This window comes from Rhizobium alarense, from assembly GCF_021555155.1.
GTDB lineage: Bacteria > Pseudomonadota > Alphaproteobacteria > Rhizobiales > Rhizobiaceae > Rhizobium_D > Rhizobium_D alarense.
Window position 1 is genome coordinate 11,807 of sequence record NZ_JAKGBU010000030.1, and the last position, 25,645, is coordinate 37,451.

General features: G+C 64.3%; 27 protein-coding genes. 12 read left to right on the plus strand and 15 right to left on the minus strand.

Annotated elements, in window-relative coordinates; all coding sequences use genetic code 11:
- Positions 1-2: 2 nt before the first annotated feature.
- The 3 genes from LXM94_RS11440 (at position 3) to LXM94_RS11450 (ending at position 3,690) form a co-directional block, all read left to right on the plus strand.
- The gene (locus LXM94_RS11440) at positions 3-1,436 is read left to right on the plus strand and encodes an aldehyde dehydrogenase family protein (RefSeq protein ID WP_235771429.1); all 1,434 of its coding nucleotides are present in this window, start codon (positions 3-5) and stop codon (positions 1,434-1,436) included.
- 10 nt (positions 1,437-1,446) lie between these two features.
- A complete protein-coding gene (locus LXM94_RS11445; protein ID WP_235771430.1) occupies positions 1,447-2,478 on the plus strand; it encodes an alcohol dehydrogenase catalytic domain-containing protein in 1,032 nt (343 codons plus the stop codon).
- 312 nt (positions 2,479-2,790) lie between these two features.
- Complete coding sequence (locus LXM94_RS11450; RefSeq protein WP_235771431.1) at positions 2,791-3,690, plus strand: DMT family transporter; 900 nt, start codon at positions 2,791-2,793, stop codon at positions 3,688-3,690.
- Positions 3,691-3,708: 18 nt separating this feature from the next.
- On the opposite strand, the gene LXM94_RS11455 is transcribed toward LXM94_RS11450, so the two are convergent.
- Together LXM94_RS11455 and LXM94_RS11460 are read right to left on the minus strand one after the other, a co-directional pair.
- Complete coding sequence (locus tag LXM94_RS11455; RefSeq protein ID WP_235771432.1) at positions 3,709-3,942, minus strand: hypothetical protein; 234 nt, start codon at positions 3,940-3,942, stop codon at positions 3,709-3,711.
- 117 nt (positions 3,943-4,059) lie between these two features.
- Positions 4,060-5,835 (minus strand): IlvD/Edd family dehydratase, encoded by a 1,776-nt coding sequence (locus LXM94_RS11460; RefSeq protein WP_235771433.1) that lies wholly within the window; start codon positions 5,833-5,835, stop codon positions 4,060-4,062.
- Between the two features lie 203 nt (positions 5,836-6,038).
- On the opposite strand from LXM94_RS11460, the gene LXM94_RS11465 reads away from it, so the two are divergent.
- Positions 6,039-6,944, plus strand: coding sequence for a DMT family transporter (locus LXM94_RS11465; protein ID WP_235771434.1), 906 nt, complete (start codon positions 6,039-6,041; stop codon positions 6,942-6,944).
- Between the two features lie 122 nt (positions 6,945-7,066).
- Positions 7,067-8,554: a S10 family peptidase gene (locus LXM94_RS11470; RefSeq protein WP_235771436.1), complete on the plus strand. Its 1,488-nt coding sequence runs from the start codon at positions 7,067-7,069 to the stop codon at positions 8,552-8,554.
- Between the two features lie 13 nt (positions 8,555-8,567).
- Here LXM94_RS11470 and LXM94_RS11475 read toward each other — a convergent pair whose 3' ends face one another.
- Positions 8,568-9,227, minus strand: a complete 660-nt coding sequence (locus tag LXM94_RS11475) for a GntR family transcriptional regulator (protein WP_235771437.1) — start codon at positions 9,225-9,227, stop codon at positions 8,568-8,570.
- A gap of 141 nt (positions 9,228-9,368) precedes the next feature.
- Between LXM94_RS11475 and LXM94_RS11480 the strand changes: the two genes are divergently transcribed.
- Positions 9,369-10,283 (plus strand): dihydrodipicolinate synthase family protein, encoded by a 915-nt coding sequence (locus LXM94_RS11480; protein ID WP_235771438.1) that lies wholly within the window; start codon positions 9,369-9,371, stop codon positions 10,281-10,283.
- 52 nt (positions 10,284-10,335) lie between these two features.
- Here the strand turns inward: LXM94_RS11480 and LXM94_RS11485 are convergent, their stop codons facing one another.
- Together LXM94_RS11485 and LXM94_RS11490 are read right to left on the minus strand one after the other, a co-directional pair.
- Positions 10,336-10,635 (minus strand): DUF6074 family protein, encoded by a 300-nt coding sequence (locus LXM94_RS11485; RefSeq protein WP_235771439.1) that lies wholly within the window; start codon positions 10,633-10,635, stop codon positions 10,336-10,338.
- A gap of 102 nt (positions 10,636-10,737) precedes the next feature.
- The gene (locus LXM94_RS11490) at positions 10,738-11,907 is read right to left on the minus strand and encodes an acetyl-CoA acetyltransferase (RefSeq protein ID WP_235771440.1); all 1,170 of its coding nucleotides are present in this window, start codon (positions 11,905-11,907) and stop codon (positions 10,738-10,740) included.
- 265 nt (positions 11,908-12,172) lie between these two features.
- Here LXM94_RS11490 and LXM94_RS11495 point away from each other — a divergent pair, with 265 nt between their 5' ends.
- A complete protein-coding gene (locus LXM94_RS11495) occupies positions 12,173-12,634 on the plus strand; it encodes a helix-turn-helix domain-containing protein (protein ID WP_235771441.1) in 462 nt (153 codons plus the stop codon).
- A gap of 75 nt (positions 12,635-12,709) precedes the next feature.
- Here the strand turns inward: LXM94_RS11495 and LXM94_RS11500 are convergent, their stop codons facing one another.
- On the minus strand, positions 12,710-13,201 hold the full coding sequence (locus tag LXM94_RS11500; RefSeq protein ID WP_235771481.1) for a hypothetical protein: 492 nt from the start codon (positions 13,199-13,201) through the stop codon (positions 12,710-12,712).
- Here LXM94_RS11500 and LXM94_RS11505 point away from each other — a divergent pair.
- From LXM94_RS11505 to LXM94_RS11525, 5 genes are all read left to right on the plus strand, one after another.
- On the plus strand, positions 13,136-14,686 hold the full coding sequence (locus LXM94_RS11505) for a BTAD domain-containing putative transcriptional regulator (protein WP_235771477.1): 1,551 nt from the start codon (positions 13,136-13,138) through the stop codon (positions 14,684-14,686). The two genes, LXM94_RS11500 and LXM94_RS11505, sit on opposite strands and share 66 nt — an antisense overlap.
- A 21-nt stretch (positions 14,687-14,707) precedes the next feature.
- A complete protein-coding gene (locus tag LXM94_RS11510) occupies positions 14,708-14,986 on the plus strand; it encodes a hypothetical protein (protein ID WP_235771442.1) in 279 nt (92 codons plus the stop codon).
- A gap of 5 nt (positions 14,987-14,991) precedes the next feature.
- A complete protein-coding gene (locus LXM94_RS11515) occupies positions 14,992-16,260 on the plus strand; it encodes a YcaO-like family protein (RefSeq protein WP_408015625.1) in 1,269 nt (422 codons plus the stop codon).
- Positions 16,257-16,982: a TfuA-like protein gene (locus LXM94_RS11520; RefSeq protein ID WP_235771444.1), complete on the plus strand. Its 726-nt coding sequence runs from the start codon at positions 16,257-16,259 to the stop codon at positions 16,980-16,982. Before LXM94_RS11515 ends, LXM94_RS11520 begins: the two co-directional genes overlap by 4 nt.
- Before the next feature lie 94 nt (positions 16,983-17,076).
- Entirely contained in the window at positions 17,077-17,325 is a 249-nt protein-coding gene (locus LXM94_RS11525) for a hypothetical protein (RefSeq protein WP_235771445.1), read from the plus strand.
- A 134-nt stretch (positions 17,326-17,459) separates the two neighbouring features.
- On the opposite strand, the gene LXM94_RS11530 is transcribed toward LXM94_RS11525, so the two are convergent.
- From LXM94_RS11530 to LXM94_RS11570, 9 genes are all read right to left on the minus strand, one after another.
- Positions 17,460-17,630 carry a hypothetical protein gene (locus LXM94_RS11530; RefSeq protein WP_235771446.1) on the minus strand — a complete coding sequence of 57 codons (171 nt, stop codon included), beginning with the start codon at positions 17,628-17,630 and terminating at the stop codon, positions 17,460-17,462.
- 146 nt (positions 17,631-17,776) lie between these two features.
- On the minus strand, positions 17,777-18,964 hold the full coding sequence (locus tag LXM94_RS11535) for a saccharopine dehydrogenase family protein (RefSeq protein ID WP_235771447.1): 1,188 nt from the start codon (positions 18,962-18,964) through the stop codon (positions 17,777-17,779).
- A gap of 24 nt (positions 18,965-18,988) precedes the next feature.
- The gene (locus tag LXM94_RS11540) at positions 18,989-20,494 is read right to left on the minus strand and encodes an aldehyde dehydrogenase family protein (protein ID WP_235771448.1); all 1,506 of its coding nucleotides are present in this window, start codon (positions 20,492-20,494) and stop codon (positions 18,989-18,991) included.
- A 235-nt stretch (positions 20,495-20,729) separates the two neighbouring features.
- Positions 20,730-21,077, minus strand: coding sequence for a cupin domain-containing protein (locus tag LXM94_RS11545; protein WP_235771450.1), 348 nt, complete (start codon positions 21,075-21,077; stop codon positions 20,730-20,732).
- Between the two features lie 28 nt (positions 21,078-21,105).
- A complete protein-coding gene (locus tag LXM94_RS11550; protein WP_235771451.1) occupies positions 21,106-21,468 on the minus strand; it encodes a cupin domain-containing protein in 363 nt (120 codons plus the stop codon).
- Positions 21,461-22,753 carry a glycosyltransferase gene (locus LXM94_RS11555; protein ID WP_235771453.1) on the minus strand — a complete coding sequence of 431 codons (1,293 nt, stop codon included), beginning with the start codon at positions 22,751-22,753 and terminating at the stop codon, positions 21,461-21,463. Before LXM94_RS11555 ends, LXM94_RS11550 begins: the two co-directional genes overlap by 8 nt.
- A gap of 20 nt (positions 22,754-22,773) precedes the next feature.
- Positions 22,774-23,829, minus strand: a complete 1,056-nt coding sequence (locus LXM94_RS11560) for an ABC transporter ATP-binding protein (RefSeq protein WP_235771455.1) — start codon at positions 23,827-23,829, stop codon at positions 22,774-22,776.
- Positions 23,826-24,617, minus strand: a complete 792-nt coding sequence (locus LXM94_RS11565; protein WP_235771456.1) for an ABC transporter permease — start codon at positions 24,615-24,617, stop codon at positions 23,826-23,828. The genes LXM94_RS11560 and LXM94_RS11565 overlap by 4 nt, the downstream gene beginning before the upstream one ends.
- The gene (locus LXM94_RS11570) at positions 24,614-25,414 is read right to left on the minus strand and encodes an ABC transporter permease (protein WP_235771479.1); all 801 of its coding nucleotides are present in this window, start codon (positions 25,412-25,414) and stop codon (positions 24,614-24,616) included. The genes LXM94_RS11565 and LXM94_RS11570 overlap by 4 nt, the downstream gene beginning before the upstream one ends.
- Positions 25,415-25,645 lie beyond the last annotated feature (231 nt).

The following is a 25,645-nucleotide window of genomic DNA, read 5'->3' on the forward strand; positions in this document are numbered from 1 at the left end:
GCATGCTCGACAAGCGCAAGTTCTACATCGACGGCCAGTGGGTCGATCCGCTGAAGGCCAACGACCTCGAGGTGATCAACCCGGCGACGGAAAAGCCGATCGCCGTCATCTCCATGGGCACCGCCGCCGACATCGATCGCGCCGTCGCCGCCGCCAAGAAGGCGTTCGCCACCTACAGCCAGACGAGCGTCGACGAGCGCATCGCGCTGCTCGAAAAGCTGCTCGCCATCTACAAGCGCCGCTATGACGAGATGGCGCGCACCATCACGCTGGAGCTCGGCGCGCCGATCTCGATGAGCACCGAGCAGCAGGCCGATGTCGGCGTCGGCCACCTGCAGGGCTTCATCGACGGGCTGAAGCGGCTGAAGGGGCGCGAGGTGCTGCCGAACGGCGACGTGGTGCGGCGCGAGCCGATCGGCGTCTGCGGCCTCATCACGCCGTGGAACTGGCCGATCAACCAGATCGCGCTGAAGGTCGTGCCGGCGCTTGCGACCGGCTGCACCTGCATCCTGAAGCCGTCCGAATTCACGCCACTCAACGCCCTGCTCTATGCCGAGATGGTGCATGAGGCCGGCTTCCCGGCCGGCACATTCAACCTCGTCAACGGCGATGGCCTCGAATGCGGCTCGGCTCTCTCCAAGCATAAGGACGTCGACATGATGTCCTTCACCGGCTCCACCCGCGCCGGCATCGCCGTCAGCAAGGATGCGGCCGATACGGTCAAGCGCGTAACGCTGGAACTCGGCGGCAAGTCGCCGAACATCGTCTTCGCCGACGCGGATCTGGAAGACCGCGTGACCGGCAGCGTGCTCGAATGCTTCAACAATTCCGGCCAGTCCTGCGATGCGCCGACCCGCATGCTGGTCGAGCGTTCCGCCTATGACAAAGTTGTCGAAATTGCCCAGCGCGTCGGTAAGGAAGCCAAGGTTGGCAACCCCGAAGAGGCAGGCGGCCATATCGGCCCGCTCGTCTCGCATATCCAGTTCGGCCGCGTGCAGGCGCTGATCGAGGCGGGTGTCGCCGAAGGCGCGCGCGTCCTTGTCGGCGGTCCCGGCAAGCCGGAAGGCTTCGAAACCGGCTATTTCGTGCGCCCGACGATCTTTGCAGACGTCAACAACGACATGCGCATCGCCCGCGAGGAAGTCTTCGGCCCGGTGCTGTCGATCATCCCCTTCGACACGGAAGAGGAGGCGATCGCGATCGCCAACGACACCGCCTACGGCCTTGCGGCCTATGTGCAGACCGGAGATCCTGATCGCGCCGAACGCGTCGCGGCGAAGCTCAGGGCCGGCATGGTGCATATCAATGGCGGGCCGCACCGCTACGGCAGCCCCTTCGGCGGCTACAAGCAGTCCGGCAACGGCCGTGAGGGCGGCATTTTCGGGCTGGAGGATTTCCTCGAAGTGAAGACCGTGCACCGGCCGGAAGCGGCTTGAGAGAAAGATCATGATCCCGAAGACCATGAAGGCGGCGCTCGCGGAGAGCGCCGCATCCCCGCTCGTCATCCGTGAAGTGGCGACGCCGGCGCCTACGCGCGGCCAGCTTCTCGTCAGGCTCGAAAGCTGCGGCGTCTGCCATTCCGACCTGCATCTGAGGAACGGCGACGAGTACCTGCCGGACGAGATGTATCCGCTGATCCTCGGCCATGAAGGCATCGGCCGGATCGTTGCCATCGGCGAGGGCACGGAGACGAAGCTGTCTATCGGCGACCGTGTCGGCCTGCCCTGGCTCTACGATACGTGCCTCGATTGCAGCCCGTGCCTCACAGGCGCCGAAACCTTCTGCCAGCACCAGCACGCCCGCGGCATCCACCGCCCGGGCGCCTTCGCGGAATATGCGCTGCTCGAGCAGCGTTTCGCCTGCACGATCCCCGACGAGATCAATCCGCTCCAGGGCGCGCCGCTGCTCTGCGCGGGGCTGACCGCTTGGAGCGCACTGCGCAAGACGCAGCTTCGGCCAGGCAAGACCGTGATGGTCGTCGGCTGCGGCGGGCTCGGTCAGTACGCGATCATGATCGCCAAGGCGCATGGCGCAAGCGTCGTCGCCGTCGACCGCGATCCGGCGAAGCTGGAGGAGGCCCGCCGGCGCGGTGCGGACCACCTGATAGAGGCAGGGCCGGAGGCCGGGCTGAAGGTCAAGGCGCTGGGCGGCGCCGACATCGCCGTCAATTTCGCCCCGACTCCCGCCGTCTGGTCGACGATCGAGCAGGCCGTCAATCCGATGAGCGACATCATTGCCATCGCGCTGGTGCACGATCCGGTGCCGCTCTCGATGATGTGGCTGATCGACGGCGGGCACTGCGTCTTCGGTTCCTCCGTGGGAACACGGCAGGACCTGCGCGATTTCCTCGCCTTTGCCGCCCGTCATCCCCTTTCTATCGACATCGAGACGATCGCGCTTGAAGGCGTGGACGATGCGCTGGATCGCCTGCGAGCCGGCACGATTGCCGGCCGCGTCTGCATCGACTTTTCGCTCTGACGAAACTGGCGAGGACGACGAGAGGGCATCGGGACGTCGCACTTCATCCTTGAACCCACCCCGTTACAGGCAAAAATTGCATAATATATCTTATGGAACTCCGAAGTAGGCATCCTTCCTGTCGGGCGGACCGGACGTCTGATCGGTTCGGTCGGTGCTGCTGTCGTCAAACGACCGACTGGCTACCCATTGGCCCGACACGAAAGATGGCGGAGAAACTCATCGGCTCTCTGGCCGCCGCGACCTGTTGCTGGTAGCAGGCAGGTGAAAGTCAGATCGCCCCGCCATTTTCACCCGCCATTGGATCTTCGCGTGCCGAGCAACACCAGCGATACCGCCGGACACTTCTCGCGCCATCGGCTGGCACTTGCCGCATTGCTGCTCGGCGGCGTCGCCATCGGCGGCTCGCCGATCTTCGTGCGGTTGTCGGAAATCGGTCCGATTGCAACGGCGTTCTGGCGCGTCGCCCTTGCCCTTGTGCCGTTTCTCATCGTCTCCGGCCTGCCGGGGAACGTCCAAGCCGACTCGCGGCCGGAAACGCTTCGCGACTATCTCCTGCTCCTGCTGCCGGGCGTCTTCCTGGCTGCCGATCTCGCGGCATGGCACCTCGCGCTGCATATGACGTCGGTCGCCAATGCGACGCTGCTGGCGAACCTCGCGCCGGTTTTCGTCACGCTCGGGTCCTGGCTGCTGTTCCGGACGCGTGTCACGTGCGTCTTTCTGGCGGGCCTCGCGATGGCGCTTGCCGGTGTACTTGTCCTCAAGGGTGGCCCTGCGGCACTTGGCGGTGGCGACCTTGCGGGCGACATGCTGGCGATTGTCGCCTCGGTCTTCTATGCGGGATATATGCTGTCGCTTGGCCGCTTGCGCGTCCGCTTCTCGACGCCGCGCATCATGGCCGCTACGACGCTCTCGGCTGCGCTGTGCATGCTGCCGCTTGCCCTCTTTTCCGAACAGGTGATGGTGCCCGTAACGCTCTTCGGCTGGGCGATGCTGATCGGCCTCGCCCTTATCAGCCATGTCGGCGGCCAAGGGCTCGTCACCTACGCGCTCGCCTATCTGCCGACCGCCTTTTCGTCCTTGACCTTGCTGCTCCAGCCCGTCGTCGCCGCGATCCTCGCCTGGTTCATCCTGGCCGAGCCCGTCGGAGCGATTCAGGCGCTCGGTGGCGCCATCGTGCTCGCCGGCATCCTGGTGGCCCGACGGGGCTGAGGGACCGCGGACACGGCTTCACGCGCCGGCCTTGTCCGAGGCCGTCCCGGTCCTAATCCCGGCGAAGAGAATGAGACCGTTGATGACGATGCCGAGAAGAAACCCTCCAGGTGCGAGTTGGAAACTCATCGGCGCATCGGGATTGTAGCCGAGGCCCGCAATCCCGCCCATGTCGTTCATGAGAAGCCCGGAGCCGAGCCACCAGGCGCCGCCGACAATCATGATCCAGCCGAGCACTTTGCCGTTCTTCATGCCATCCTCCATCGCGCCCAAGCGATTCAGCGAGGCCGGCACATGGACGCCTCGCGAACGGTAACGGATGGAGGCCGCCGAAATTCCATCGGATGGCGCGAGGCCGCGAGGTGTATTTCAGTGATTGTGCCGTGGCGGCTTCGCCGCGATCCCGCGAAAATCGGCGGCACCCTCGATGACTGCGCCGTCCGAAAGCTGCGTCACGGTCTTGCGGTAGAGGCGCTGCCACGGCGTCGCATCCGGGGGCACCGGGGGTATGCCGTCCGCCTTGCGCCGATCGATTTCGGCTGGATCGACCAGCATGTCGCAAAGCCCTTTCGTTAGGTCGATGCGGATCGCGTCGCCGGTTCGAAGCCAGGCAAGGCCGCCGCCAGCCGCGCTTTCCGGCGCGGCGTTGAGGATCGACGGGCTGTCGGCGGTGCCCGACTGGCGGCCGTCGCCGATCGTCGGCAAGCTCGTGATGCCCCGCTTCAGGAGGTGGTCCGGCGGTTGCATGTTGACGACCTCGGCGGATCCCGGCCAACCGAGCGGACCTGCACCGCGAATGACGAGAATGCTCCGCTCGTCGATCGCAAGCGACGGATCGTTGATGCGGCGGTGATAGTCCTCCGACCCGTCGAACACGACGGCGCGGCCCTCGAACACCTCTTCCCGGCCAGGTTCGCTCAGGTAGCGACGGCGGAACTCCTCCGAAATGACGGAGGTCTTCATGATGGCGAAATCGAAGAGGTTCCCCTTGAGCACCAGGAAACCGGCACGCTCCCGCAGCGGCTCACCGTAGGGTCGGATGACCTCACGGTCGGTGGCCTGCCGCACCTCGAGGTTCTCCGAAACGGACCGGCCGGTCACGGTTCGACAGCTTCCGTCGAGCTTTCCGGCGTCGAGCAGCTCCCACATGACCGCCGGCACGCCGCCCGCCCGATGAAACCGCTCGCCAAGGAACCGGCCGGCCGGCTGCACGTCGGCGAGGAGCGGGATATCGTAGCCGTACTCCTGCCAGTCGTCGAGGCGGAGCTCGACGCCGGCATGTTTTGCCATCGCGGCAAGATGCGGCTGCGCATTGGTGGAACCGCCGATCGCCGAGTTGACGCGGATCGCATTGAGGAAAGCGGCACGCGTCAGGATATCCGAGGGCTTGACGTCTTCCAGCACCAGTTCGACCGCCCGGCGGCCGGTGCGGTAGGCCATCTGGCCGCGCGCCCGATAGGCGGCGGGGATCGCGGCGCAACCGGTCAGTGACATGCCCAGCGCCTCGGCGATCGCATTCATGGTCGAGGCAGTGCCCATCGTATTGCAGTGACCGATGGACGGTGCGGAGTCGAGCGCAGCATCAAGGAACTGCTCTTCGTCGATCTGGCCGGCGGCAAGTTTGCGGCGCGAACGCCAGATCACCGTGCCGGACCCGACAAGATCGCCCTCGTGCCAACCGTCGAGCATCGGCCCGCCGGACAGCACGATCGCCGGAATATCGACCGTCGAGGCGGCCATCAGCGCCGACGGCGTCGTCTTGTCGCAACCCGTCGTCAACACAACGCCGTCCAGCGGATAGCCGTAGAGCACCTCGACGAGGCCGAGATAGGCGAGATTGCGATCGAGGGCTGCCGTCGGCCGTTTGCAGTTCTCGAAGATCGGATGGGTCGGGAATTCGATCGGGATGCCGCCCGCGTCGCGGATGCCGTCGCGGACCCGCCTGGCGAGGTCGAGATGATGCCGGTTGCAGGGCGTCAGATCGCTGCCGCTTTGCGCAATGCCGATGACCGGCTTGCCGCTGCGCAGTTCCTCCGGGGTGATGCCGTAATTCATGAAGCGCTCGAGATAGAGCGCCGTCATGTCGATATGGTCGGGATTGTCGAACCAGTCCTGCGACCGCAGGCGGCGTTTTCCTTTGATCATGTCCTCTCTGGCCCTCCTCTTTCCAGCACGTCGGTTCGTTGAGTCAGCGCGGGTGACAGCGCAACCATTTCATTGGAAAGGGCGCCGATCAACTGCAAATCACCCAAAGCTTTTCCCCATGACGAGAAGTCATGGGTGGCGCCGGTTGCCTGAATGTGCAACAGCGGCGCGAACGACCGATCCGTGAGCCGCGACCGACGCAGATGACCGAAATCACAACCTTTGCCCAGCCTTCGCCGAATGCCCGCGCCGGCGTCGTACTCATGTTGCTCGCCATGGTCATGTTCTCGTTGAACGACGTGCTCGGCAAATGGCTCGTCGCAACCTATTCCGTCAGCCAGCTCATGCTGATCCGCAGCGTCGCGGCCCTCGTCGTCCTCTCGCCGCTGTTCTGGCGGACAGGTCCGCGCCAACTCCTCGCCGTCGACAAGCCGTGGCTGCACATGGCGCGCGCCCTTTTCTTCGTCTTCGAAGCGTCCGCCTTCTATTTCGCCGTCGCCTACATGTCGCTGGCGGATGCGATGACCTATTGGCTGGCGGCGCCGATCTATGTGGCGGCCGTCTCCCCGCTGTTTCTCGGAGAGCATGTCGGCTGGCGGCGGTGGAGCGCGATCCTGATCGGCTTCGCAGGCGTTCTCATCGCGCTGGAACCCTCCGAGAAAACATTCGCCCTGCCGGCACTGGTGGCACTTGCCGGCAGCATTGCCTTCGGGCTTGCGATGGTGCTCGGCCGCAGCCTGCGCACCACGCCGGATACCACGCTGGTCTTCTGGCAGGCAGCCGCTGCCGCGATCGTCTCCCTCGTGATCATTCTGGTCGAACCTGCCCAGTGGGCACCCGTCAGACCCCTCGATTTCGGCCTTCTCTGTCTGCTCGGCGTCGTCGCGATGAGCGCGCACATGCTGGTCAACCGGTCGCTGAAACTGGCCGACGCCGCCACCGTGGTGCCGCTGCAATATACCCTGCTGCTCTGGGCAATCGCGTTCGGCTGGCTCTTCTTCGGCGACCTGCCGCGGCCGGCGATGCTGGCGGGCGCGGCACTGATCGTGCTGTCCGGCCTCTTCATCTTTTTCCGCGAGTTGAAGCTGAAACGCGAGGGGCGCCTCTAGCCGGGCGCCATCTCCGGCTAGTTGGTGAACAGGGCCGATCAATTTCAATTGAGTTCCGCAGCAGGGACGGCCTGCCTATGCTCCCGTCGCCCGCACAAACCGAACCGGCGAGGGAGCGACGGATGCTGCACAGACTTTCGGTTGTCCTCCTCAGCGCATACCTGCTGCTTGTTCCGGCTGCGGCACAATCGCCGGACTCTCGAGCGACGGAGGCAGAGGGCATCCTGTCGCTGCTGCCTGCCGACAGCAGCCGGGAATTCCGGTTGCAACTCGACGGACGAAGCCTGCCCTATGCGGCGACGGCCGGGACGCTGGCTCTCTTCGGACAGGACGGCAAGGTTTCGGCGCGCCTGTTCTACACGGCCTATGTCGCGAAGGATGCGGGGGCTGACCGCCCCGTGACCTTTGTCTTCAACGGCGGTCCCGGCGCCGCATCCGCATATCTGCACCTGGGTCTCGTGGGACCTCGCCTGCTTCCGCTCGACGGAGGCGACAGCGACGGCACACGACCCGCACTGGTCGACAATGCCGACAGCTGGCTCGCCTTCACGGATCTTGTCCTGATCGATCCGGTCGGAACGGGCTGGAGCCGGGCGACGACCGGCGACAAGGCTTCGGACTTTTATGGCGTGCGTGAGGATGCCGAGAGTATCGCCAAGGCGATCACCCTCTATGTCCAGGGGGCGGGCCGCATGGCATCGCGCAAATACCTGCTCGGCGAAAGCTACGGCGGCTTCCGTGCGGCGAAAGTCGCCACGGCGCTCAAGGACCGGCAGGGAATTCTTGTCTCCGGCATCGTCATGGTCTCGCCGCTGATCGACGCCAGGCTGCTGTTCGGTGCCACCAGCTATCCATTGGGTGCCGCCCTGCAGTTTCCGTCGCTTGCCGCGGCCGAACTCGAGCGCGAGGACCGCTTCAACCTCGAACGGCTGAAGGAGGCCGAGGCCTTTGCCATGGGCGACTATCTTGTGACACTCGCCGGCCGTCCTCCTTCCGGTGTGGCCGCGGATGACTTCCATGACCGGATCGCCCGGTTCACCGGAATAGAGAAGGCCGAGGTCGCGCGCAGCCGCGGCTTCGTCGGCGATCTTTACGCCGCGGCTGCGGGAGACGAGCGGATCGCCAGTCCTTACGATGCGGGCCACAGCGTGCCGGACCCGTTTCCGGAGGAGCGATATGTGCGTGGCGACGATGCCGTGCTCGACGGCTATACCCGGGCCTACGGCGCGGCATTTGCCGACTATGCGCGCAACACGCTCGGGTTTCGCACCGAGATGACCTATACGCTGCTTTCAAGCGATGTGAGCCGGCAGTGGGACTGGAACGACGGCGGGGGACGCGGCGAAGCGGAGGCTGTATCCGATCTGCGCAATCTGCTCTCGGTTATCCCATCCTTCCGCCTGCTCGTCGCGCACGGCTACACAGACGTTTTGACCCCCTATGGGGCCAGCCGCTACGTGATCGATCACCTCCCGGCAGAACTCGCGGAGGCGCACGCTTCACTTGCCCTCTACCGCGGCGGCCACATGTTCTATACCCGGCCGGAGTCACGCCGCGCCTTCGCGAAGGATGCCGAAGCCTTTTTCGCGGACGACCACCCGTCCGAATAGGCATCGGACGGGTTTACGCTTGGGTGTGCAGAACCGCCAGCAGATCTGTACGGACATCGGAAATATGCCGCTCCAGCAGGCGGCCTGCTTCCTCCACGTCCCGGGACCGGCAGAGGCGGATGAGTTCGGCATGCTCACGCATCGCCTTGCTCATCGCATCGGCGCTCGAAAGCTGCACCCGGGTGTAGCGCTCGCTGGTTTGAAGGAGCGAGGCGACGATCTGCTGCGTCTTCGGCAGATCCGCCCGCCGATAGAGCACCATGTGCAGTTCGGCATTGAGCTGGCCGTAACGATCGACCTCCCGGGCCGTGATTGCGCTCACATAACGTGACTGGATTTCGTCCAACGCGGCAAAGTCCGCCTCGGAGAGAAGCGGAGCCGACGCCCGCAGAAGCCGCGGTTCCAGCATGGCGCGCAGTTCGAAAACGTCGTCGATTTCCGCCGTGGAAAGCTCGGAGACGATAGCTCCCTTCTGCGGTACGATACGCACGAGACCCTCGGCCTCCAGCTGGAACAGCGCCTCCCGGATGGGAATGCGGCTAACGCCGAAGGAATCGGCGAGCGCATCCTGGCGCAGCTGGCTTCCGGCCGGATACCGTCCCGACAGAATCCCCTGACGGATTTCTTCGATAAGGGCGCCGGAGAGCGTGCGATGTTTCAGAGGAAATGCCATGGGAATCCGCTACACGAAATACAGGAAAAAGCCAGTTGACCACAAAATGTATAAATTATATATTATTCGCACTTGATCATCGTTCCGGCCGGGCCGGATGAGAAGACGCACTTAGAACGCGAACAAACACGGGAGTTGAAGATGAGCACTGGCTGGCACGGCGTTTTCCCCGCCGTCACGACGCAGTTCCGGGATGACATGTCCGTCGACATCGACGCGACGCAGGGCGTACAGGACGCGCTGGTCAGGGACGGCGTCAACGGACTTATCGTCATGGGCACGTGCGGCGAGAACAATTCGCTCGATCCGGAGGAAAAACGGACGATCCTCAAGGCCGCGGTCGAAGTCGTGAACGGCCGCGTACCGGTCATCACCGGCGTCTCCGAATTCGACACCCGCCGCGCCGTCGCCTATGCGAAGGACGCCGAAAGGCTGGGTGCGGACGGGCTGATGGTGCTCCCTGCCATGGTCTATGTCCCGAAGCCATCGGAGCTGATCGCCCACTTCCGGGCGGTCGCGGAGGCATGCGCTCTGCCGATCATGCTCTACAACAATCCACCTGCGTATCGCGTGAACATCGGCGCCGACGTGCTGCAGGCCCTTGCCGGCATCCCCAATATCATGGCCGTCAAGGAAAGTGCCCCGGACCCCCGCCGCTTCACGGATCTGATCAACGCCTTCGGCGATCGTTTCGATATCTTCGCCGGCCTCGACGACGTGGCACTCGAGGGCCTGATGCTCGGTGCCAAGGGCTGGGTATCCGGGCTCACGAGCGCCTTCCCCCAGGAATCGGTGGCGCTCGTGGCCGCGGCGGACCGCGGCGACTGGGAGGAAGCGCGCCGCATCTACCGCTGGTTCATGCCGCTCCTGCATCTCGATGCCGAACACGATCTCGTGCAGTCCATCAAGCTCGCGGAGCAGATCATGGGCCGCGGATCCGAGCGCGTCCGCATGCCGCGACTGCCACTCGAAGGCGCGCGCCGTGCCGAGGTCGTCGCAATGGTCGAAAAGGCCGCGGCGACCCGCCCGACCGGGCTGGCGAGCCACGCTGCCTGAGACGGCTGACCGAGGATGGAACGCGGCCCGGGCGCGGGCCGCGTTCGATGCCTCAGGAGCTGCGGCCTCGGGCGCGGCTGCGGGCCTGGTGGCGATCCGTCAGTTCGGCGTGAACCTCTTGCTGGAACGCCAGCACCTCGTCACGCGCCTCTTCCTCGACGCAACCGACGTCGATCAGGCGCGCATACATCGCACGGCAATGGGAACGCCAGTAGTCCTGGGCCGGTGTACCATGCAATTGCTCAAGCATGTCCGCGCAGGCGCGCACGTCTCCGACACGCCGTGCAGCGGGAAAGGGAACGACTCGCGCGTTCGTCGTCGTTGCGCTGTCCATTTCCTGTTTGTCGGCCATATCGCTCTCCCGTACTCACTCCCTCCTTCCTAACAAGGTCAGGGTTAACGGCTTCTTTCCACGCGCTGTTTCAGCCAAGACAATCACAACGCCGTGTCATTTTCACCGGACACGCTCAAGCAGCGAGACATAGTTCGCCACCGCCGCGCCGCCCATGTTGAAGACCCCGGCAATGTTCGGCGCGGCGACCTGCATCAAACCGGCCTCGCCCATGAGCTGCATGGCCGCCATCACGTGCATCGAAACGCCCGTCGCTCCGATCGGGTGCCCCTTGGCCTTCAGGCCACCGGAGGGATTGACCGGCAGGCGGCCGCCACGGACGGCAATCCCCTCGCGGACGACACGATACCCCTCCCCCGGCGCCGCGAGCCCCATTGCTTCATATTCCAACAGTTCCGCGATAGTGAAACAATCATGGGTCTCGACGAAGGAGAGGTCGTCCAGGGTCAGATCCGCGTCCTGCAGCGCCGTGGCCCAGGCTCTCCGTGCACCGTCGAAGGCAAGCGGATCGCGACGGCTGAGCGCCAGAACGTCGTTCATGTGGCTGCGGGCACGGAAGGCGATCCCCCGTTCGAAATCCGCCGCCACCTCGTCGCTTGCGAGAACAAGCGCGGCGGCGCCATCGGAAACCGGGGAACAGTCGGTTCGCCGCAGCGGCGGCGCAACATAAGGGTTCTTGTCGGAAACCGTGCGGCAGAAGTCGAGCCCAAGATCGCGGCGCATGTGCGCGAAGGGGTTGCCGACGCCGTTCGCGTGGTTCTTGGCAGCGATCATCGCAAGTTCTTCGGAGCGGTCGCCATGACGCTGGAAATAGGCGCGGGCGATCTGAGCGAAGATCCCGGCAAAACCGCCGTCGACGTCGGCCTCCTCCCGACGGTAGCTCGCTCCGAGCAAAACGTCGCCCACGTCTTCCGTCGATGTCGCGGTCATTTTTTCCGCGCCGACGACGAGCGCGACGCGTCCGCGTCCCGCCGCAATGAAATCAAGGGCAGCATGGATCGCGGCGGAGCCGGTGGCACAGGCGTTTTCGAGGCGGACCGCAGGCGTCGCGGCCAACCCCGCGTTGCCCATACCGACGAGCGCTCCCTGGAAATCCTGCCGCGAAAATCCGTTGTTCATGACCCCGACAAAGATTCCGTCGACCACCGCCGGATCGATGCCGGCATGCGACAGCGCATCCGGGACGACCGAGGCCATCAGGGCTTCCGTATCGGGCAGTTCCGATTTGCCGAAAACCGAATGAGCCCAGCCAACAATTCGCGCCCCGGTCATCATCGCTCCTCCACGAATCTCCGACGGATCAGCCGCATTATGCTCGCCATTTGCAAAAATTCATCCGGCAAACAGCACATTGCTTGGGTGTCGAAGGGCCAAAACACGCGCGTGCGGATAAACTGCCGACTGGTTAGGACTGCTAGTTGTGTTCGATCCACAGATGCGCCACAGTACATTTTAAACTGGCTTGCGTCCGGCCTGACAATTGGCAATTGTCCGCTGAGAAGCAGGCTTCTGATTTGCACCGGTCAAGGAGGCAACAATGACCAACAAGGCCCCGAACTCCATCGACGCCTACGTCGGCTCTCGCGTACGGCTGCAGAGGCTCGTGCGCGGCTTTTCCCAGGAAAAGCTGGGAGAACACCTGGGCGTCACCTTCCAACAGGTCCAGAAATACGAGAAGGGTACGAACCGCATCGGTGCGAGCCGGCTGCAGCATATTGCGCAGGTACTCGGCGTTCCGGTCAGCTTCTTCTTCCAGCAGGAAGAAACGGGCTCGGTCGAGATGGGTGGCCTCGGCGACGGCACAAGCACGTCCGGCGACATTTCGGCCTTCATGGCGACACGCGAGGGCCTTTCGCTTAATCAGGCCTTCATGAGCATCGGCGACGCGAAGATCCGCCGGGCGATTCTTGCACTCGTCAAGTCGGTCGCAGAAGGCGGTTCCGCGGAATTCCTGCCGGCCACCGGCGATAAGGGCGATACCTCTCACGCCCACAACTGACGCTATGGGGTTGGCCTGTTTCTGGACAACCCCGGATCGCAGACAGTGAGGATTTGTTAAGACCCTGGACGAATACTAGGACGAACGCGACTTTCGGGGCGGGGGCTCATGAAGCTTAGGTTGCTGACGTTTGGGGATCTGCGCCTGGTCAGCGAAACCGGTGACGAATTGTCGTTTCCGGAAAAGGGCCTCGTGGTCCTTTGCCTGTTGTTGCAGTCGGAAACTCGCAGCCGGTCTCGCATCGACCTTGCGCGGCTTTTCTGGGGCGAGGACGGCAACCCACTCGTCAACCTGCGGAAGCTCCTGTCCCGTATAAAGAGCCGGCAGGAACAGCTCGGCATAAAGCTTGTCGACCTCGAAACCGAGACGATCGGCCTTGCCACATCGGCACTGTCCGCGGATTTCGAAGACATCCAGCATCTTCCCGCGCTGGCGCCTTTCGACGGCCTGCACGCACTGCTCAGCGCCTATCGCGGTGAATTCCTCGCCTCCATAGAGGAAATCGCTCCACCGGGCCGCATCTGGCTGTCGGCGCAACGGCGCCAGTTTGCCGAGAATGCCCTCCATACCGTGGAAAGCGTCATGACACTGGCGCAGCACCGTGACGAGACGCAACTCGTGAAGGAGGCGGCGCATCGCATCCTCGAAGTGGACCCGACCGAGGAGGCCGCCTATCGCATTCTCATGCAGGTCTATGCCGCGGAGGGGCAACTACGGCTGGTCCGCGAACTCTTCGAGCAGTGCAAGAAGCAGCTTTGGAGCGATCTCCAGGTCAAACCGGACAAGAAGACGCTCGATATCGTCAAAAAGATCTTCAATGGCTACCAGCAGTTCCCCGGTGGCTCGGAGCCGGTGACTTTTTCCCACGCGGCCGACGATCCGGTTGCAAGCGGTACGACATCGCTGCCGCGTCTCGCCCTTCTGCCGCCCAAGGGTTTCGGCAACGGCGACGATGGCTCCCTGATCGCCGCAACGCTGTTGGAAGACGTTGCGATCGGCCTCTGCGCGCTGAAATCCATTTCCCTGGTCGCACCGCACACTGCGGCGAAAGTCGCAGAGGAGCCGAACCGGCAGGACATGTTTCTGCGCTATGCCGTGAGTTACGCGCTCGACACCCGGCTGTCGCGCCGGGACGACGAAAGCTATCTCTTTGTTCAACTCGTCTTCGTGGGTGACGACGAGGTGGTCTGGGCAGAGCGCTATCCGATCGGCGCGGTGCACCTTAGCACCACCTATGGCGAGCTCTCACGCCGCATCGTTGCTTCAATCGCCAGTCACATCGAGCACCGCGCCTTCGCCCGCGAGCAGTTCGAGCGCCATCCGGCAGCCTATCACCACTATCTGCTCGGCAAGCAGCATCTGCACCATCTGGGGCTGCCGCAGATCCGGCGGGCGCGCAAGGCCTTCCGGGCAGCGCTCAACGAGAACCCCTTCTTCGCGGGCGCGCTCAGCGGCCTGGCACGCACCAGTCACATGGAATGGCTCCTTACGGCGCGCGGGGACAAGGACCTGCTGGAGGCGGCCGAAAAGCATGCCTGCCAGGCAATCGAAATCGGCCAGGACCTCGCCAGCGGCTATCGCGAACTTGGCGTCGCGAAGCTTTTCCTTGGCGCCTTCGATGAGAGCATCGACGCGTTCGAGCGCGCGGAGGCTGCAAGCCCTCATTATGCCGACGTAAAGGCCGACTATGCGGACACCCTGATCCATGCGGCAGAAGCCGAGCTGGGTCTCGCAAAGGTCAAGCAGGCAATCGAGCTCAATCCTATCAGCCCGGACGTCTATCTCTGGACGGCCGGCGGGGCTGCCTACAACCTTCGGCGCTACGAGGAAGCTCTCGGATATATCGCCAAGATGGCGGACCCGCTGCCGGCGGCGCGCCTCGCTGCGGCGTGCTGGGCCATGCTGGGAGACGAAAAGCGTGCACGCTCCCTCACCCGCAAGGCCAAGGACGTGCATCCGGACTTTGATGTCGAGAATTGGCTGTCCATCGTTCCCAGCCGGGGAGATTGGCAGGAGCACTATCGTGAAGGACTGCGCAGGGCAGGCTTCTAGGGCGAGGGAAAGGGATCGGACATGGCAAGAATCGTGGTGCTCGGACTGCCGGGAGAGACCGGGCTGTGGATAGCAGATCTGGATACGGGGACCGTTGCGGCAATGGCGCCGCCGGAAACCGGAGCGTTGGGCGCAGCAAACGTTCTGCGCGAGAGCGGTGCCGCCATCGTCAAGGGCGTTGATTTCGCCGTTGCGGTCGCCTCGCTGGAAGACGCCTTCTCCGGCAAGCTCGAAGGCTTCTCTGGCAAGCTTGAGGCCTTTTCGGGCAAACTCGAAGCCTTCTCCGGCAAACTCGACTGATCGCGATGGCTGTCGGCGGTGAGCCGGAGCGTCGCGATCCGGCACATTCCGCTCCCGCTCAGCAGGGCGGGAGTGCAGCAGGTTGCGACGGGCGCCGCTATTTCGATCGCGTCTGCACGCCGGAGGAAACCTTCGAACGTGTGCGGGCTTTTCTGCCGCGTTACGGCATCACGAGACTCGCCCGCCTGACGAGCCTCGATCGCGTCGGCATCCCCGTGTGGAATGCCGTGGCGCCGAATGCGCTGTCGATTGTCATCAACCAGGGCAAGGGCATTTCCGACGCCGCGGCGCGGACGAGCGCGGCGATGGAAGCGCTCGAACGCGCCATCGCCGGACGGCCGACGGTGGCGATGCGAATCACGAGCCGCCGCCATCTCATGGTCGAGGGTCTGGCTACCGAGACGCTCGACGGGCTCATCGCAGCCCGGGCGTCCGATATTGCCGAGGATGACGTTCTCGCCTGGGCGGAAGGTTTCGAATTGCTGGAGAACCGGCCCATTTTTGTACCGCTTGAAGCAGCGATGCTCGATCGCACGCGGGACGGCATGCGCTTCTGGCAGTCGTCGGACGGACTTGCGTCGGGCAACACGCCGCAGGAGGCGATCCTCCACGGCCTTCTGGAGCGCATCGAGAGGGATGCCGAGGCGCTATGGCACTTCCGGCCGCGAAAAACCCGCCATCGCCGCTGCGTCGATCCGGCAAGCTTCGGCGACCCTGTCCTGTCCGATCTCGTGAAACGGATCGATGAGGCCGACCTGCAACTGCGGCTGTTCGACATCACAAGCGACGTTGCGGTACCGTCCTACCTTGCGCTTCTCGCCGAGGGGGCCGCACTCCGCGGCCGCGCCGCGCGCTATCTGGACGTGACCAATGGCAGCGGGACACATCCGGCGGCCGTCCGCGCCGCGATCCGCGCGGTCACGGAAGCAGCCCAATCGCGCCTCACGCATATCAGCGGGGCCCGCGACGACATCGATCCACGGCTCTTCGCGGCACCGCTGCCCGATGCGCTTCGCGCCGAATTCGACGCGGTGCCGGCAGTCACGGATCCGCAGCAGAGCCACGAAGACCCCGGCCTCGAGCAAATGCTGCACGCTACGCTTGGCTGTCTGCGCGCGGCGCGCATCGGGTGCGTCATCGCGGTGCCGCTGAGCGAGCCAGACCTGCCTTTCGCCGTGGCAAAGGTGTTCGTGCCGGGCCTTGAAAGTCCTTCCGGTGAACGCAAGCGGCGTTACGGCGCGCGGGCGATCTCGATGGCTCTGGTCCCCTCATGAAGATCGTCTTCGCCGGCCCGACCGCGCCCGCTGCCCTGCGGCCGGTCCATCGCGACGTCTCCTACCGCGCCCCGGCGCGACAGGGAGACCTGTACCGCGCCGTCGCCGAAGGCGCGACGGTCATCGGCCTGGTGGACGGGATCTACGAACAGGTTCCCGCCGTCTGGCACAAGGAGATCCTCTTCGCCCTGGCGGAAGGCGTACAGGTACTGGGTGCCGCAAGCATGGGCGCCTTGCGCGCGGCCGAATGCGCGCCTTTCGGCATGGTCGGCGTCGGCGAGATTTATCGCCAATATGCATCAGGCGAGGTCGTCGACGATGGCGATGTTGCACAGGTCCACGGGCCGGCCGAACTCGGCCATCTTGCCCTGACAGAAGCTCTGGTGAATGTGCGGGCCACGCTGCGAAAACTCGCGGACCTCGGCATCGTGAGCGTGGAGGAACGCGCAACGCTGTTGTCAGCCGCGGAGGCACTGAACTTCCGCGACCGCACCTATGCGACCATCCTTGCGGCGGCAAAGCAGATCGACGACGACCGGCGCGGGGCGCTGCTGCGGGCCGTCCGGCAAAACCTCGTGGATTTGAAACGCAAGGATGCACTCGATCTCATCCGCACCGTCGCCTGCCGCGCAGACCGCCGCGGCACCCCGCCGGACGACTGGACGTTTGCCGCCACCGGCATGTGGCGCATGGCTTTTCCGACTTCCACAATCACAACTTGATCGGACACGGACAAGGTGTGTCACGCCGATGTCACGGCCCCTCTGCTTGACTTGAGTCAAGTCCTCCTGATGGAGGCCAAGAGAGGAACAAGCCGTGAGTGTACCGAACATCATCGAGCTACCATGCGAGACCGAAGAGACGGACCGCCTCAAGGAAATTGCGGCGATCGCGCGTATGATCAGCTTGGCACGCCAGCAAGCGAACGATACGGGAGAAGAATTCCTGACCTATTGCCTGGATATGTCGCTCGCCGCTGCGATGCAGATCCTCGAATTGGGTGGGGAAACCGTGTCGCCGCTGGATCGCGCCACCTGGAGCGGCCCGCGCGCCCTCATGAACTGAGGTCACGCAACCATCAGCGCCCCGCCGTTCCGTGCGGGGACACTCATCGTGGGATTTTCAGCACGGTGGCCGAAGCGAAGACGCGTCACCGGCGCGATGACGGGATCGCCGGTTGTCATGGCGTGCGTTGATTGTCAGTGAATCAGGATGAAGCCGGCGACGAACAGAAAGGCCGCACCGCAAAGGGCGGCGGAAATGCAGCGTTGCATGACGCCGCTGCGCCTCGCCTTCCCCGAACTTGCATTCCTTGCGATGCGGCGGTCGAAACCGTAGCCGGCCTTGCAGTCGAGTTGCGCGTTGCGCATGCATCCACCTCATCTCGGTTTCGTCCGTGTCGCCGCAAAGAACGGCCAACAGGTGTTTTATATCGTATCTCCATCAGTTTTGTAGGGAATAAATTTCTTATTTCTGCCATATTCGTAAATCGCTTTTCAGCTTTGGCGTCACGTGACTATTCGACCGTCGTCGTGATGCGAAACTTCCGCTTCTCCAGTTCCGGGAAGTAGGTCGCCACGTCGAAATAGCTTTCCGGCGCATACACGCCCGCTTTCTTCGGATGGGCGAGAATGAGTTGAGCGGCGATCGAGGCGTTCATCGAGGTGCAGGCATCGACATAGGGAGCGTAGAGCGGGTCAGGCGAAACAGTCACCTCGACCCGGACCGTGCGCTCTATCCCGTCCTTTCGTCCGCGGCCGATGGCGAGATGGATTTCGTGGCTGTCCTGTGCGGGAATCCTGCCGGCATTCTTCCTGATGTTGCGCTCGATCACTTTATTCAGCACGTCGAGCGGCTTGACCCTGACGCCGCCGATCTCCACCGGCTCGTCGAAATCGCCGAAGCCGGCTTTCACCAGGCCGACCCAGGCCTCGTGCTCGCGATGCGGCAGGTGCAGCTTCCAGGAAAATTCCTTGATGCCCTTCTCGCGGATGCCGTCGGCGAGCGGCACGGTGAGCTGCTCGGAATGCGGCGAATGCATGAATTCGCAGCGTCCCCAGGGTTCCGGCAGGTCGAGGAACTCGCTGCCGCTCATCGGCGGGCACTCGACATGCCTGCCGTCATAGAACTGGGTGCTCGGATGGGCATATTCCGCCAGCACCGTCGAGACGCTGTAGGGCGGCACCAGAACGGGGTTTTCGTCGCCCACCAGTTCGGCAGCCCAGTAGAGGTTGATCCGGTCGATCTCGTCCAGTTCGTCGGCCACCGCGCGGCAGATGACGTTCGACATGCCCGGGTCTGCGCCGCAGCCGATCACCGCCGTGACACCGGCCACCCTGAAACGTTCGTGCTCCGCAAGCTGCTTGACGGTATAAGTGCCGAGCCCGCCGAGGTCCATGTAGGCGACCCTTGCGGCAAGGGCTGCCTCGAAGATCGTCATCTGAAAGCCGAGCAGGGTCGGTACGCAGTTGATGCAGATATCCGCCCCCGCAATCGCGGCATTCAGTGCGGCGGCATTCGTCACGTCGAGATCGACGAGCGTGATGCGTGGATCGCCAAGCTCGTTCGCCAGCGCCTCCATCTTCTCGCGCGAGGCGTCGCAAAGGCGGATCGCCGTGATGTCGATAATGGTGCGGTCGGAGACGAGGTCGCGCACGATGCCCGCGCCCATGAAGCCCGCGCCGCCGAGAAGGGTGATGATCATTGTTCTGTCCTTTGAATGCCTGTCTCAGGCGTGCTTGCGGCCGCCGTCCCCGTAGAACCAGCCGTCCGGATAGGGGTACCACCAGCTTTGCACCACCGGCTTGTGGTCGATGATGACCATTTTCGAGCGGCGGAAGGCGTCGAGTCCGAGTTTCGAAAGCTCGCGGCCGAGGCCGGATTTCTTCCAGCCGCCGAAGGGCAGCGCGTCGTTGTCGATCAGCGGGTTGTTGACCCAAACCATGCCGGCCTCCAGCCGGTCGGCGGCCTCCATCGCTTCTTCGAGCGAGGTGGTGAAGATCGAGGCGCCGAGGCCGAATTCGCTGTCGTTCGCCCGTTCGATCGCCTCGTCGAAATCCCTGACCCGCATGACGGCCGCGACGGGACCGAAACACTCCTCGCGCAGGATCACCATGTCGGGTGTGCAGCCTGTCAGGATCGTCGGCTCGTAGAACCAGCCGGTCGGTTCGCTCTCCGGAATCTTTCCGCCGATCTCGACCGTCGCGCCCTTCGCCTTCGCATCCTCGACGAGACGGATGACCTTGGCCCGCGCCGCCTCGCTGACCAGCGGCCCGATCTCCGCCTTGGCGAGGCCGTTGCCGATGCGCAGGCGCCTCGTCTCTCTGACGAAATGTTCGACGAATGCATCATGCACGGCATCGACGACGAAAAAGCGCTCGGCCGAGGTGCAGACCTGGCCGGACATGTGGAAGGCGGCCGTGACGGCGCCGGCGGCAGCGACGTCAAGCGGCGCGTGGGCGGTGACGATGAAGGGATCGCTGCCGCCCGCCTCGATGACGGCGGGCTTCATCTGCGCCGCCGCTGCCATCGCCACCGCCTTGCCCGCCGCGACCGAACCGGTGAAGGCGACGGCGTGCGTCTTCGGCGACGCGATGAGGGCCGAGGCAAGCTCGGCGCCGCCCGGCAGGCAGGCGATCAGGCCCTCGGGCAACGCCTCGAAAACGGGCATGAAGGCCAGCGTCGAGAGCGTCGTCGCCGGCGCCGGCTTGATGATGCAGGCATTGCCCGAGGCCAGCGACGCCGCGACCGTCCAGCACATCAGGAGGATCGGGAAGTTGAACGGCATGATGTGCACGCTCACGCCGAGCGCCTCGTAGCGCGCATGCTGGAAGGAGCCTGCTTGCGTCGTGCCCGCCACCTTGCCGGCCTCGTCGCGCGCCATCTCCGCGAAATAGCGGAAGGCGCCGGCGCAGTTCGCCACCTCGCCAATCGCTTCCGGGTAGGGCTTGCCCATCTCGCGCGACATCAGTTCCGCGCAGCGGCGCATGTCGGTCGCCTCGATGCGGTTGGCGATGCGGTGGAGCACGGTCGCGCGCGACTTGGCGTCGAGGCGCTTCCAGTCACGCTGTGCCTTGGCCGCGGCGTCGAGCACGCTTTCCATCTCGGCCATCGTCGTATCGGCGATGCTGCCGACCGTTGCCAGCGTCGCCGGGTCGATCACGGCGTGGCGCGGTCCCTCGCCCGGCAGATAGGCCGGATGCCGGTAGAAGACGGGTTCGGCGGGGTTGAACATGGTGCTTTCCTTTGATGTCGAAGGGGGGCGTTGGCCCCCTCACCAACAAAATCTGAGGTTTAGCCTTCGGCTAAGCCCTCGATTTTGTATCCTCTCCCTCAAGGGGAGAGGAAATGTCGTGCCGGGTTTCGGCCGTCGCTAGGTCGCTTCGAGGCGGGCCTTATCGGCAGGGTTCCTTCTCCCCTTGAGGGAGAAGGTGCCGGCAGGCGGATGAGGGGGCTTACCCGCCTGCCCTCTACCTAATCATGTAGACCTTCCTCACCGTCTCATGCACCGTGCACTCGCCCTTCCAGTCCTGCGGGAAGAAGGCGGCGGTGTCCGGCGTGATCTCGATCACCTCGCCGCTCTCGTGCACATAGGTGCAGCGGCCTTCGAGGAAGTGGCAGAACTCGTCGCGCGTGACGTGGCAGAACCATTTTCCCGGCGTGCAGATCCACAGGCCGCATTCGGATTGCCCCTCCGGACCCTTGTGGATCAGCTTGCCCGAGGTGCGGCTTTCGCCCTCGATCATCGTCGGGATCACGCCCCAGTCCTTGAGGTCGGTCTCTTCCAGCGGCTTGCGCATCAGGGGTGTCGCGGTCATTGGGAGTTTCCTTTCCGTTTTTCTTGCGTCAGGCCAGCATGTAGATGTTGCGCATGGTCTCGATGACGGTGCATTCCCCCGTCCATCCGCCGGGGAACATCACGACAGTACGCGCCTCGACCTCGATCATCTCTCCATCATCCGAGCGATAGATCGCCCGCCCCGCCACGAAATGGCAGAACTCGTCGCGCGGGATCGACAGTCGCCAGCGGCCGGGCGTGCAGACCCAGATGCCGGATTCCGGCTGGTTGTTCGGTCCCTTGTGGACGAGCCGGCCCGAGGACCGGGACTGTCCTTCCAGGCTGTCCGGCTGGTCGCCCCAGTCGACGAGGTCGGCGAAGGTGGTGGCGCCATAGATATGCGGGGCGGAGGAACTCGTCGTCTCAACCATGGTAGGCGCCGGTCTTCACCAGTTCGTCGAGAATGCCGGCGGCCTTCTTTGGGCCGTTGCGTGCCTGCATGTGGGCGCTGGTCGCGGCAAGCTTCGTCTTCATCGCCGGGTTGTTGATGCAGGCATCGAGCTTTGCCGCGAGGTCCGCGTCGGTCCAGTCGTAGCGCGGCATCTTAAAGCCGTGGCCGGTCTCGTCGACGCGGGTCGCATTGTCGTGGCCGTCCCAGACATAGGGCATGATAATCGCCGGCTTGCCGAAATAGAGGCACTCGGTGAAGGAGTTGTTGCCGCCGTGATGGATGACGGCATCGACCTGCGGGATCACCGAGGGCTGCGGGAACCAGCCATCGATGATGATATTGCCCGGCAGGCTGTCGTACTGGTCCTTGTAGTCGCCGACATTGACGAGCGCGCGATAGGGCAATTTGCCGATCGTCTCGATCAGGCGCTTCAGCAGCTCGGTGTCGCCGGCACCCAGCGAGCCGAAGGAGATGTAGAGCAGCGGCTTGTCGTTCTTCTCGGCGAAGTCAGGCACCTCATAGGGTTTTTCCTTGCGCACGCAGCCTTCGAGATACTGGAACTGCCTCGGATCGAGCGCATGCTCCCGGTGGAACTTCACCGGTTCCGGATAGAGCAGAAGGTTCATGAAGGGCGAGGCCTCGAAGAACTGGCCGATCGGATAGGCCGCCTCGTTGTTGTCGGCCAGGAAGCCGTTGAAGTCGTCGTGGATCGGCTTGATCACGTCATTGAAGTGGTCGCGATAGGCGGCGTGGCAGGCATAGTCGCTCTCCCCGCAGCCGGAGAGATGCGGCGGTATCTTCGGGTCCTCGATCTCGTTTTCCGAGCAGGAGATGATGCGCACCCAGGGCGCGCCATATTGCTTGATCGCCGGGAAGAGGATGACGTTGTCGACGCAGATGAGGTCCGGCTTGATCTTCGCCAATACGCTCGGCAGATCCTTCTGCGCCCATTTGGCGCTGTCGACGATTGCCGTCCAGCAGTCCTTCACATAGTTGTCGACCTGGTCGTAGGGGCTCTTGCGGAAGTTCGGGATATGGCCGTTGATGAAATCCTCCCAGAACTTCGCCATCTGCTCCGGCGGCATGGGTTCGGAAAGGTTCACCGGGTGCGCCTCGAAGCCGTAGCCCTCGTAGACCGAGACGAAGCCGGGGTCGGAGAGAAACACCGCCCTGTGGCCGAGCGCCTCGACGGCCTGGGCGATGCCGACGGAGTTCAGGGCCGGGCCGAAGGCCGCTTCCGGGAAGAATGCGATGGTCTTGGACATGGTGTTCCCCTGTTCGTCTTTCACTGGAAGAGCCGGCATTTCGCCGGGTCGATCTTGAGGCTGAGCGCGTCGCCGATCCGCCAATCGCCGGCGCCGCTCGCCGGTACACGCACCTGCATCAACGCTTCGGCCGCAGCCGTCCGGACATGCAGCACGCGGTCGAGGCCGTGATAGGCGATGTCGGCGATGGTGCCGGCCAGCCGCTCGCCGGGCGGGCCGAGGGCGATGTTTTCCGGTCTGACAGCGAGCGTCGCCGGACCGGGCGTCGCATCGACGACGGCGAGGCGCAGGCCTTCGGCTTCGAAGACGCCGTCGGAGGCGACCGCGCCGTCGATGAAGTTCATCACGCCGATGAAATTGGCGACGAAGCGGTCGGCGGGCCGCTCGTAGACGTCTTCCGGCGCACCGACCTGCAGCAACCGGCCGTCCTTCAGGATCGCCATGCGGTCGGCCATGACCAGCGCCTCTTCCTGGTCGTGCGTGACGATGATGAAGGTGATGCCGGCCTCGTGCTGCATGCGCTTCAGTTCGAGCTGCATGCGCTCGCGCAGCTTCTTGTCCAGCGCGCCGAGCGGCTCGTCGAGCAGCAGCACCTTCGGTCGCTTGACGAGCGCGCGCGCCAGCGCCACGCGCTGCTTCTGGCCACCGGAAAGCTGGTCGGGCTTGCGGTCGGCGAAGCTCGTCAGATCCGTCATCGCCATGGTCTCGTCGACGCGGCGGCGGATTTCGCCTTTGCCGAGCCGTTCCATCTCCAGCCCGTAGGAGAGGTTCTGCCGGACCGTCATGTGCGGGAAGAGCGCGTAGGACTGGAACATCAGGTTGAGCGGCCGCTTTTCCGGCGGCAGCGGCGAGATGTCCCGGCCCTCGAGCAGGATGCGGCCGGCGCCCGGGCTTTCGAAGCCGGCGAGCATGCGCAGAAGCGTGGTCTTGCCGCAGCCGGAGGGGCCGAGCAGCGCGAAGAATTCGTTCTCGCGAATGTCGAGCGAGACGTTGTCGACGGCCTTCACCGGGCCGAAGCTCTTGGCGACGCTCTCGATGCGCAGGATCGGTTCGGCGGGGTTTGCGGGTGCACTCATGGGATGCGCTGTTCTCTGTTCAGCCATTGCGAGATCAGGAGCGCCGTCGCGCTGACGCCCATGACGATGGTGGCGAGCGCGTTGACCTCCGGCGTGATGCCGAAGCGGATCATCGAATAGATCTGCATGGGAAGGGTGATCGACGAGCGCCCGGCGCCCGCTGTGAAGAAGGCGATGATGAACTCGTCGACCGAGAGCGTGAAGGCGAGCAGCGCGCCTGCGACGATCGACGGCAAGAGCACCGGGAAGGTGACGCGCCAGAAGGTCGTCCAGCCGGAGGCGCCGAGATCGCGCGAGGCCTCGACGATCGAGAAGTCGAAATGCTTGAGGCGGGCGCGCACGACCGAGCAGACGAAGGCGAGGTCGAAGATGACATGGCTGAGAATGATCGTGTGCAGCCCCATCGTCAGGTTCAGCCGGGAGAAGAAGGTCAGCAGCGCCACGGCAAGCACGATGTCGGGAATGACCATCGGCGCGAAGGCGAGCGCCTCCAGACCGTTGCTCTTTCTGCGGCGCGTCTCCATGCCAAGCGCCAGCAGCGTGCCGAGCACGGTGGAAATCAGCGTGGCGACGACGGCGACGACGAGCGTATTCCAGGCGGCGCGCAGAATGTCGGTGTTCGACAGCAGCGCGCTGTACCAGCGCGTCGAAAAGCCGGACCAGGATGTCGGCAAGCCGCTGTCGTTGAAGGAGAGCAGGACGAGGACCGCGATCGGCAGGTAGAGGAAGCCGAAGACGAGGACGAGCACGATCCGTCCCGGAAGCTTGCCGGAGAGGGCAGCGCTCATTGCTCCGCCTCCCGTCGCCTTTCGCCGGATGCGTGCGCCGTGGCACGCGCCTGGAGAAGAAGCAGGACGATCATCGTCAGGATCAGCGCGGCGCCCAGGGCCGCCCCGAACGGCCAGTCGTTCGCCGTCAGGAACTGGTCGTAGACGAGGTTGCCGACCATCTGGAACCGCCCGCCGCCGAGCAGCGCCGGCGTCACGAAATTGCCGATCGACAGCACGAAGACGAAGACGCCGCCGGCGGCGACACCCGGCAAGGTGAGCGGCAGCGTCACGCGCAGGAAGGTGCGAACCGGACCGGCACCGAGGTCGCGCGAGGCTTCCATCAGTTCGGGGTTCAGTCGCGAGAGCGTCGAATAGATCGCCAGGATAACGAAGGGCAGGTAGTTGTAGACGAGGCCGGTGATGACCGCACCCTCGGAATAGAGCATCGACAGCGGCTCGCCCGTATAGCCGAGCGTGCCGAGCAGGTTGTTGATCAGGCCCTCGCGGTTCAGTAGCACGATCCAGGCATAGGTGCGGATGAGATAGTTGCTCCAGAAGGGCAGCACCGCGAAGAAGAGCAGGATCGGCTGGCTCATGCGCGGCGCGCGGCTGATCGCATAGGCCGCCGGATAGGCGATGAGGATCGCGACCATCGTCGCCGTCAGCGCGATTCGCGCCGAATTGAGGAAGATCTTCGCATAGAGCGGATCGACGACGCGGGCGAAGTTCTCCAGCGTGAACGTGTATTCGACGCCGCCCCAGACGCCGCGCTGGAAGAAGGCATAGGAGAGAACCAGCAGGCACGGCACCACCATGAAGGCCACGAGCCAGGCGACGCCGGGCGCGACGAGCAGGTTCGGTCTGGTGGCATTGAAGGACACTGAGGCACTGGCTCCGGCAGGACCGGCTGAGACCGGCCGGCCATCGAAACGTCACAGGAAGACGATGTCCCGTGGCGGCGGGCCGCCACCCGGCCGCCACGGGAAGAGGCTGCGATCAATTCGCGGCCTTGATCTCGCTGACGATGCGTGAATAGTCCTTCTGGG

Coding starts and splice junctions, on each gene's coding strand:
- LXM94_RS11440 (WP_235771429.1), top strand. CDS start 3: ATGCTCGACAAGCGCAAGTTCTACATCGACGGCCAGTGGGTCGATCCG.
- LXM94_RS11445 (WP_235771430.1), top strand. CDS start 1,447: ATGATCCCGAAGACCATGAAGGCGGCGCTCGCGGAGAGCGCCGCATCC.
- LXM94_RS11455 (WP_235771432.1), bottom strand. CDS start 3,942: ATGAAGAACGGCAAAGTGCTCGGCTGGATCATGATTGTCGGCGGCGCC.
- LXM94_RS11460 (WP_235771433.1), bottom strand. CDS start 5,835: ATGATCAAAGGAAAACGCCGCCTGCGGTCGCAGGACTGGTTCGACAAT.
- LXM94_RS11465 (WP_235771434.1), top strand. CDS start 6,039: ATGACCGAAATCACAACCTTTGCCCAGCCTTCGCCGAATGCCCGCGCC.
- LXM94_RS11470 (WP_235771436.1), top strand. CDS start 7,067: ATGCTGCACAGACTTTCGGTTGTCCTCCTCAGCGCATACCTGCTGCTT.
- LXM94_RS11475 (WP_235771437.1), bottom strand. CDS start 9,227: ATGGCATTTCCTCTGAAACATCGCACGCTCTCCGGCGCCCTTATCGAA.
- LXM94_RS11480 (WP_235771438.1), top strand. CDS start 9,369: ATGAGCACTGGCTGGCACGGCGTTTTCCCCGCCGTCACGACGCAGTTC.
- LXM94_RS11485 (WP_235771439.1), bottom strand. CDS start 10,635: ATGGCCGACAAACAGGAAATGGACAGCGCAACGACGACGAACGCGCGA.
- LXM94_RS11490 (WP_235771440.1), bottom strand. CDS start 11,907: ATGACCGGGGCGCGAATTGTTGGCTGGGCTCATTCGGTTTTCGGCAAA.
- LXM94_RS11495 (WP_235771441.1), top strand. CDS start 12,173: ATGACCAACAAGGCCCCGAACTCCATCGACGCCTACGTCGGCTCTCGC.
- LXM94_RS11500 (WP_235771481.1), bottom strand. CDS start 13,201: ATGGAGGGCATTCTCGGCAAACTGGCGCCGTTGCGCCGACAGCCAGAT.
- LXM94_RS11510 (WP_235771442.1), top strand. CDS start 14,708: ATGGCAAGAATCGTGGTGCTCGGACTGCCGGGAGAGACCGGGCTGTGG.
- LXM94_RS11515 (WP_408015625.1), top strand. CDS start 14,992: ATGGCTGTCGGCGGTGAGCCGGAGCGTCGCGATCCGGCACATTCCGCT.
- LXM94_RS11520 (WP_235771444.1), top strand. CDS start 16,257: ATGAAGATCGTCTTCGCCGGCCCGACCGCGCCCGCTGCCCTGCGGCCG.
- LXM94_RS11530 (WP_235771446.1), bottom strand. CDS start 17,630: ATGCGCAACGCGCAACTCGACTGCAAGGCCGGCTACGGTTTCGACCGC.
- LXM94_RS11535 (WP_235771447.1), bottom strand. CDS start 18,964: ATGATCATCACCCTTCTCGGCGGCGCGGGCTTCATGGGCGCGGGCATC.
- LXM94_RS11540 (WP_235771448.1), bottom strand. CDS start 20,494: ATGTTCAACCCCGCCGAACCCGTCTTCTACCGGCATCCGGCCTATCTG.
- LXM94_RS11545 (WP_235771450.1), bottom strand. CDS start 21,077: ATGACCGCGACACCCCTGATGCGCAAGCCGCTGGAAGAGACCGACCTC.
- LXM94_RS11550 (WP_235771451.1), bottom strand. CDS start 21,468: ATGGTTGAGACGACGAGTTCCTCCGCCCCGCATATCTATGGCGCCACC.
- LXM94_RS11555 (WP_235771453.1), bottom strand. CDS start 22,753: ATGTCCAAGACCATCGCATTCTTCCCGGAAGCGGCCTTCGGCCCGGCC.
- LXM94_RS11560 (WP_235771455.1), bottom strand. CDS start 23,829: ATGAGTGCACCCGCAAACCCCGCCGAACCGATCCTGCGCATCGAGAGC.
- LXM94_RS11565 (WP_235771456.1), bottom strand. CDS start 24,617: ATGAGCGCTGCCCTCTCCGGCAAGCTTCCGGGACGGATCGTGCTCGTC.
- LXM94_RS11570 (WP_235771479.1), bottom strand. CDS start 25,414: ATGGTGGTGCCGTGCCTGCTGGTTCTCTCCTATGCCTTCTTCCAGCGC.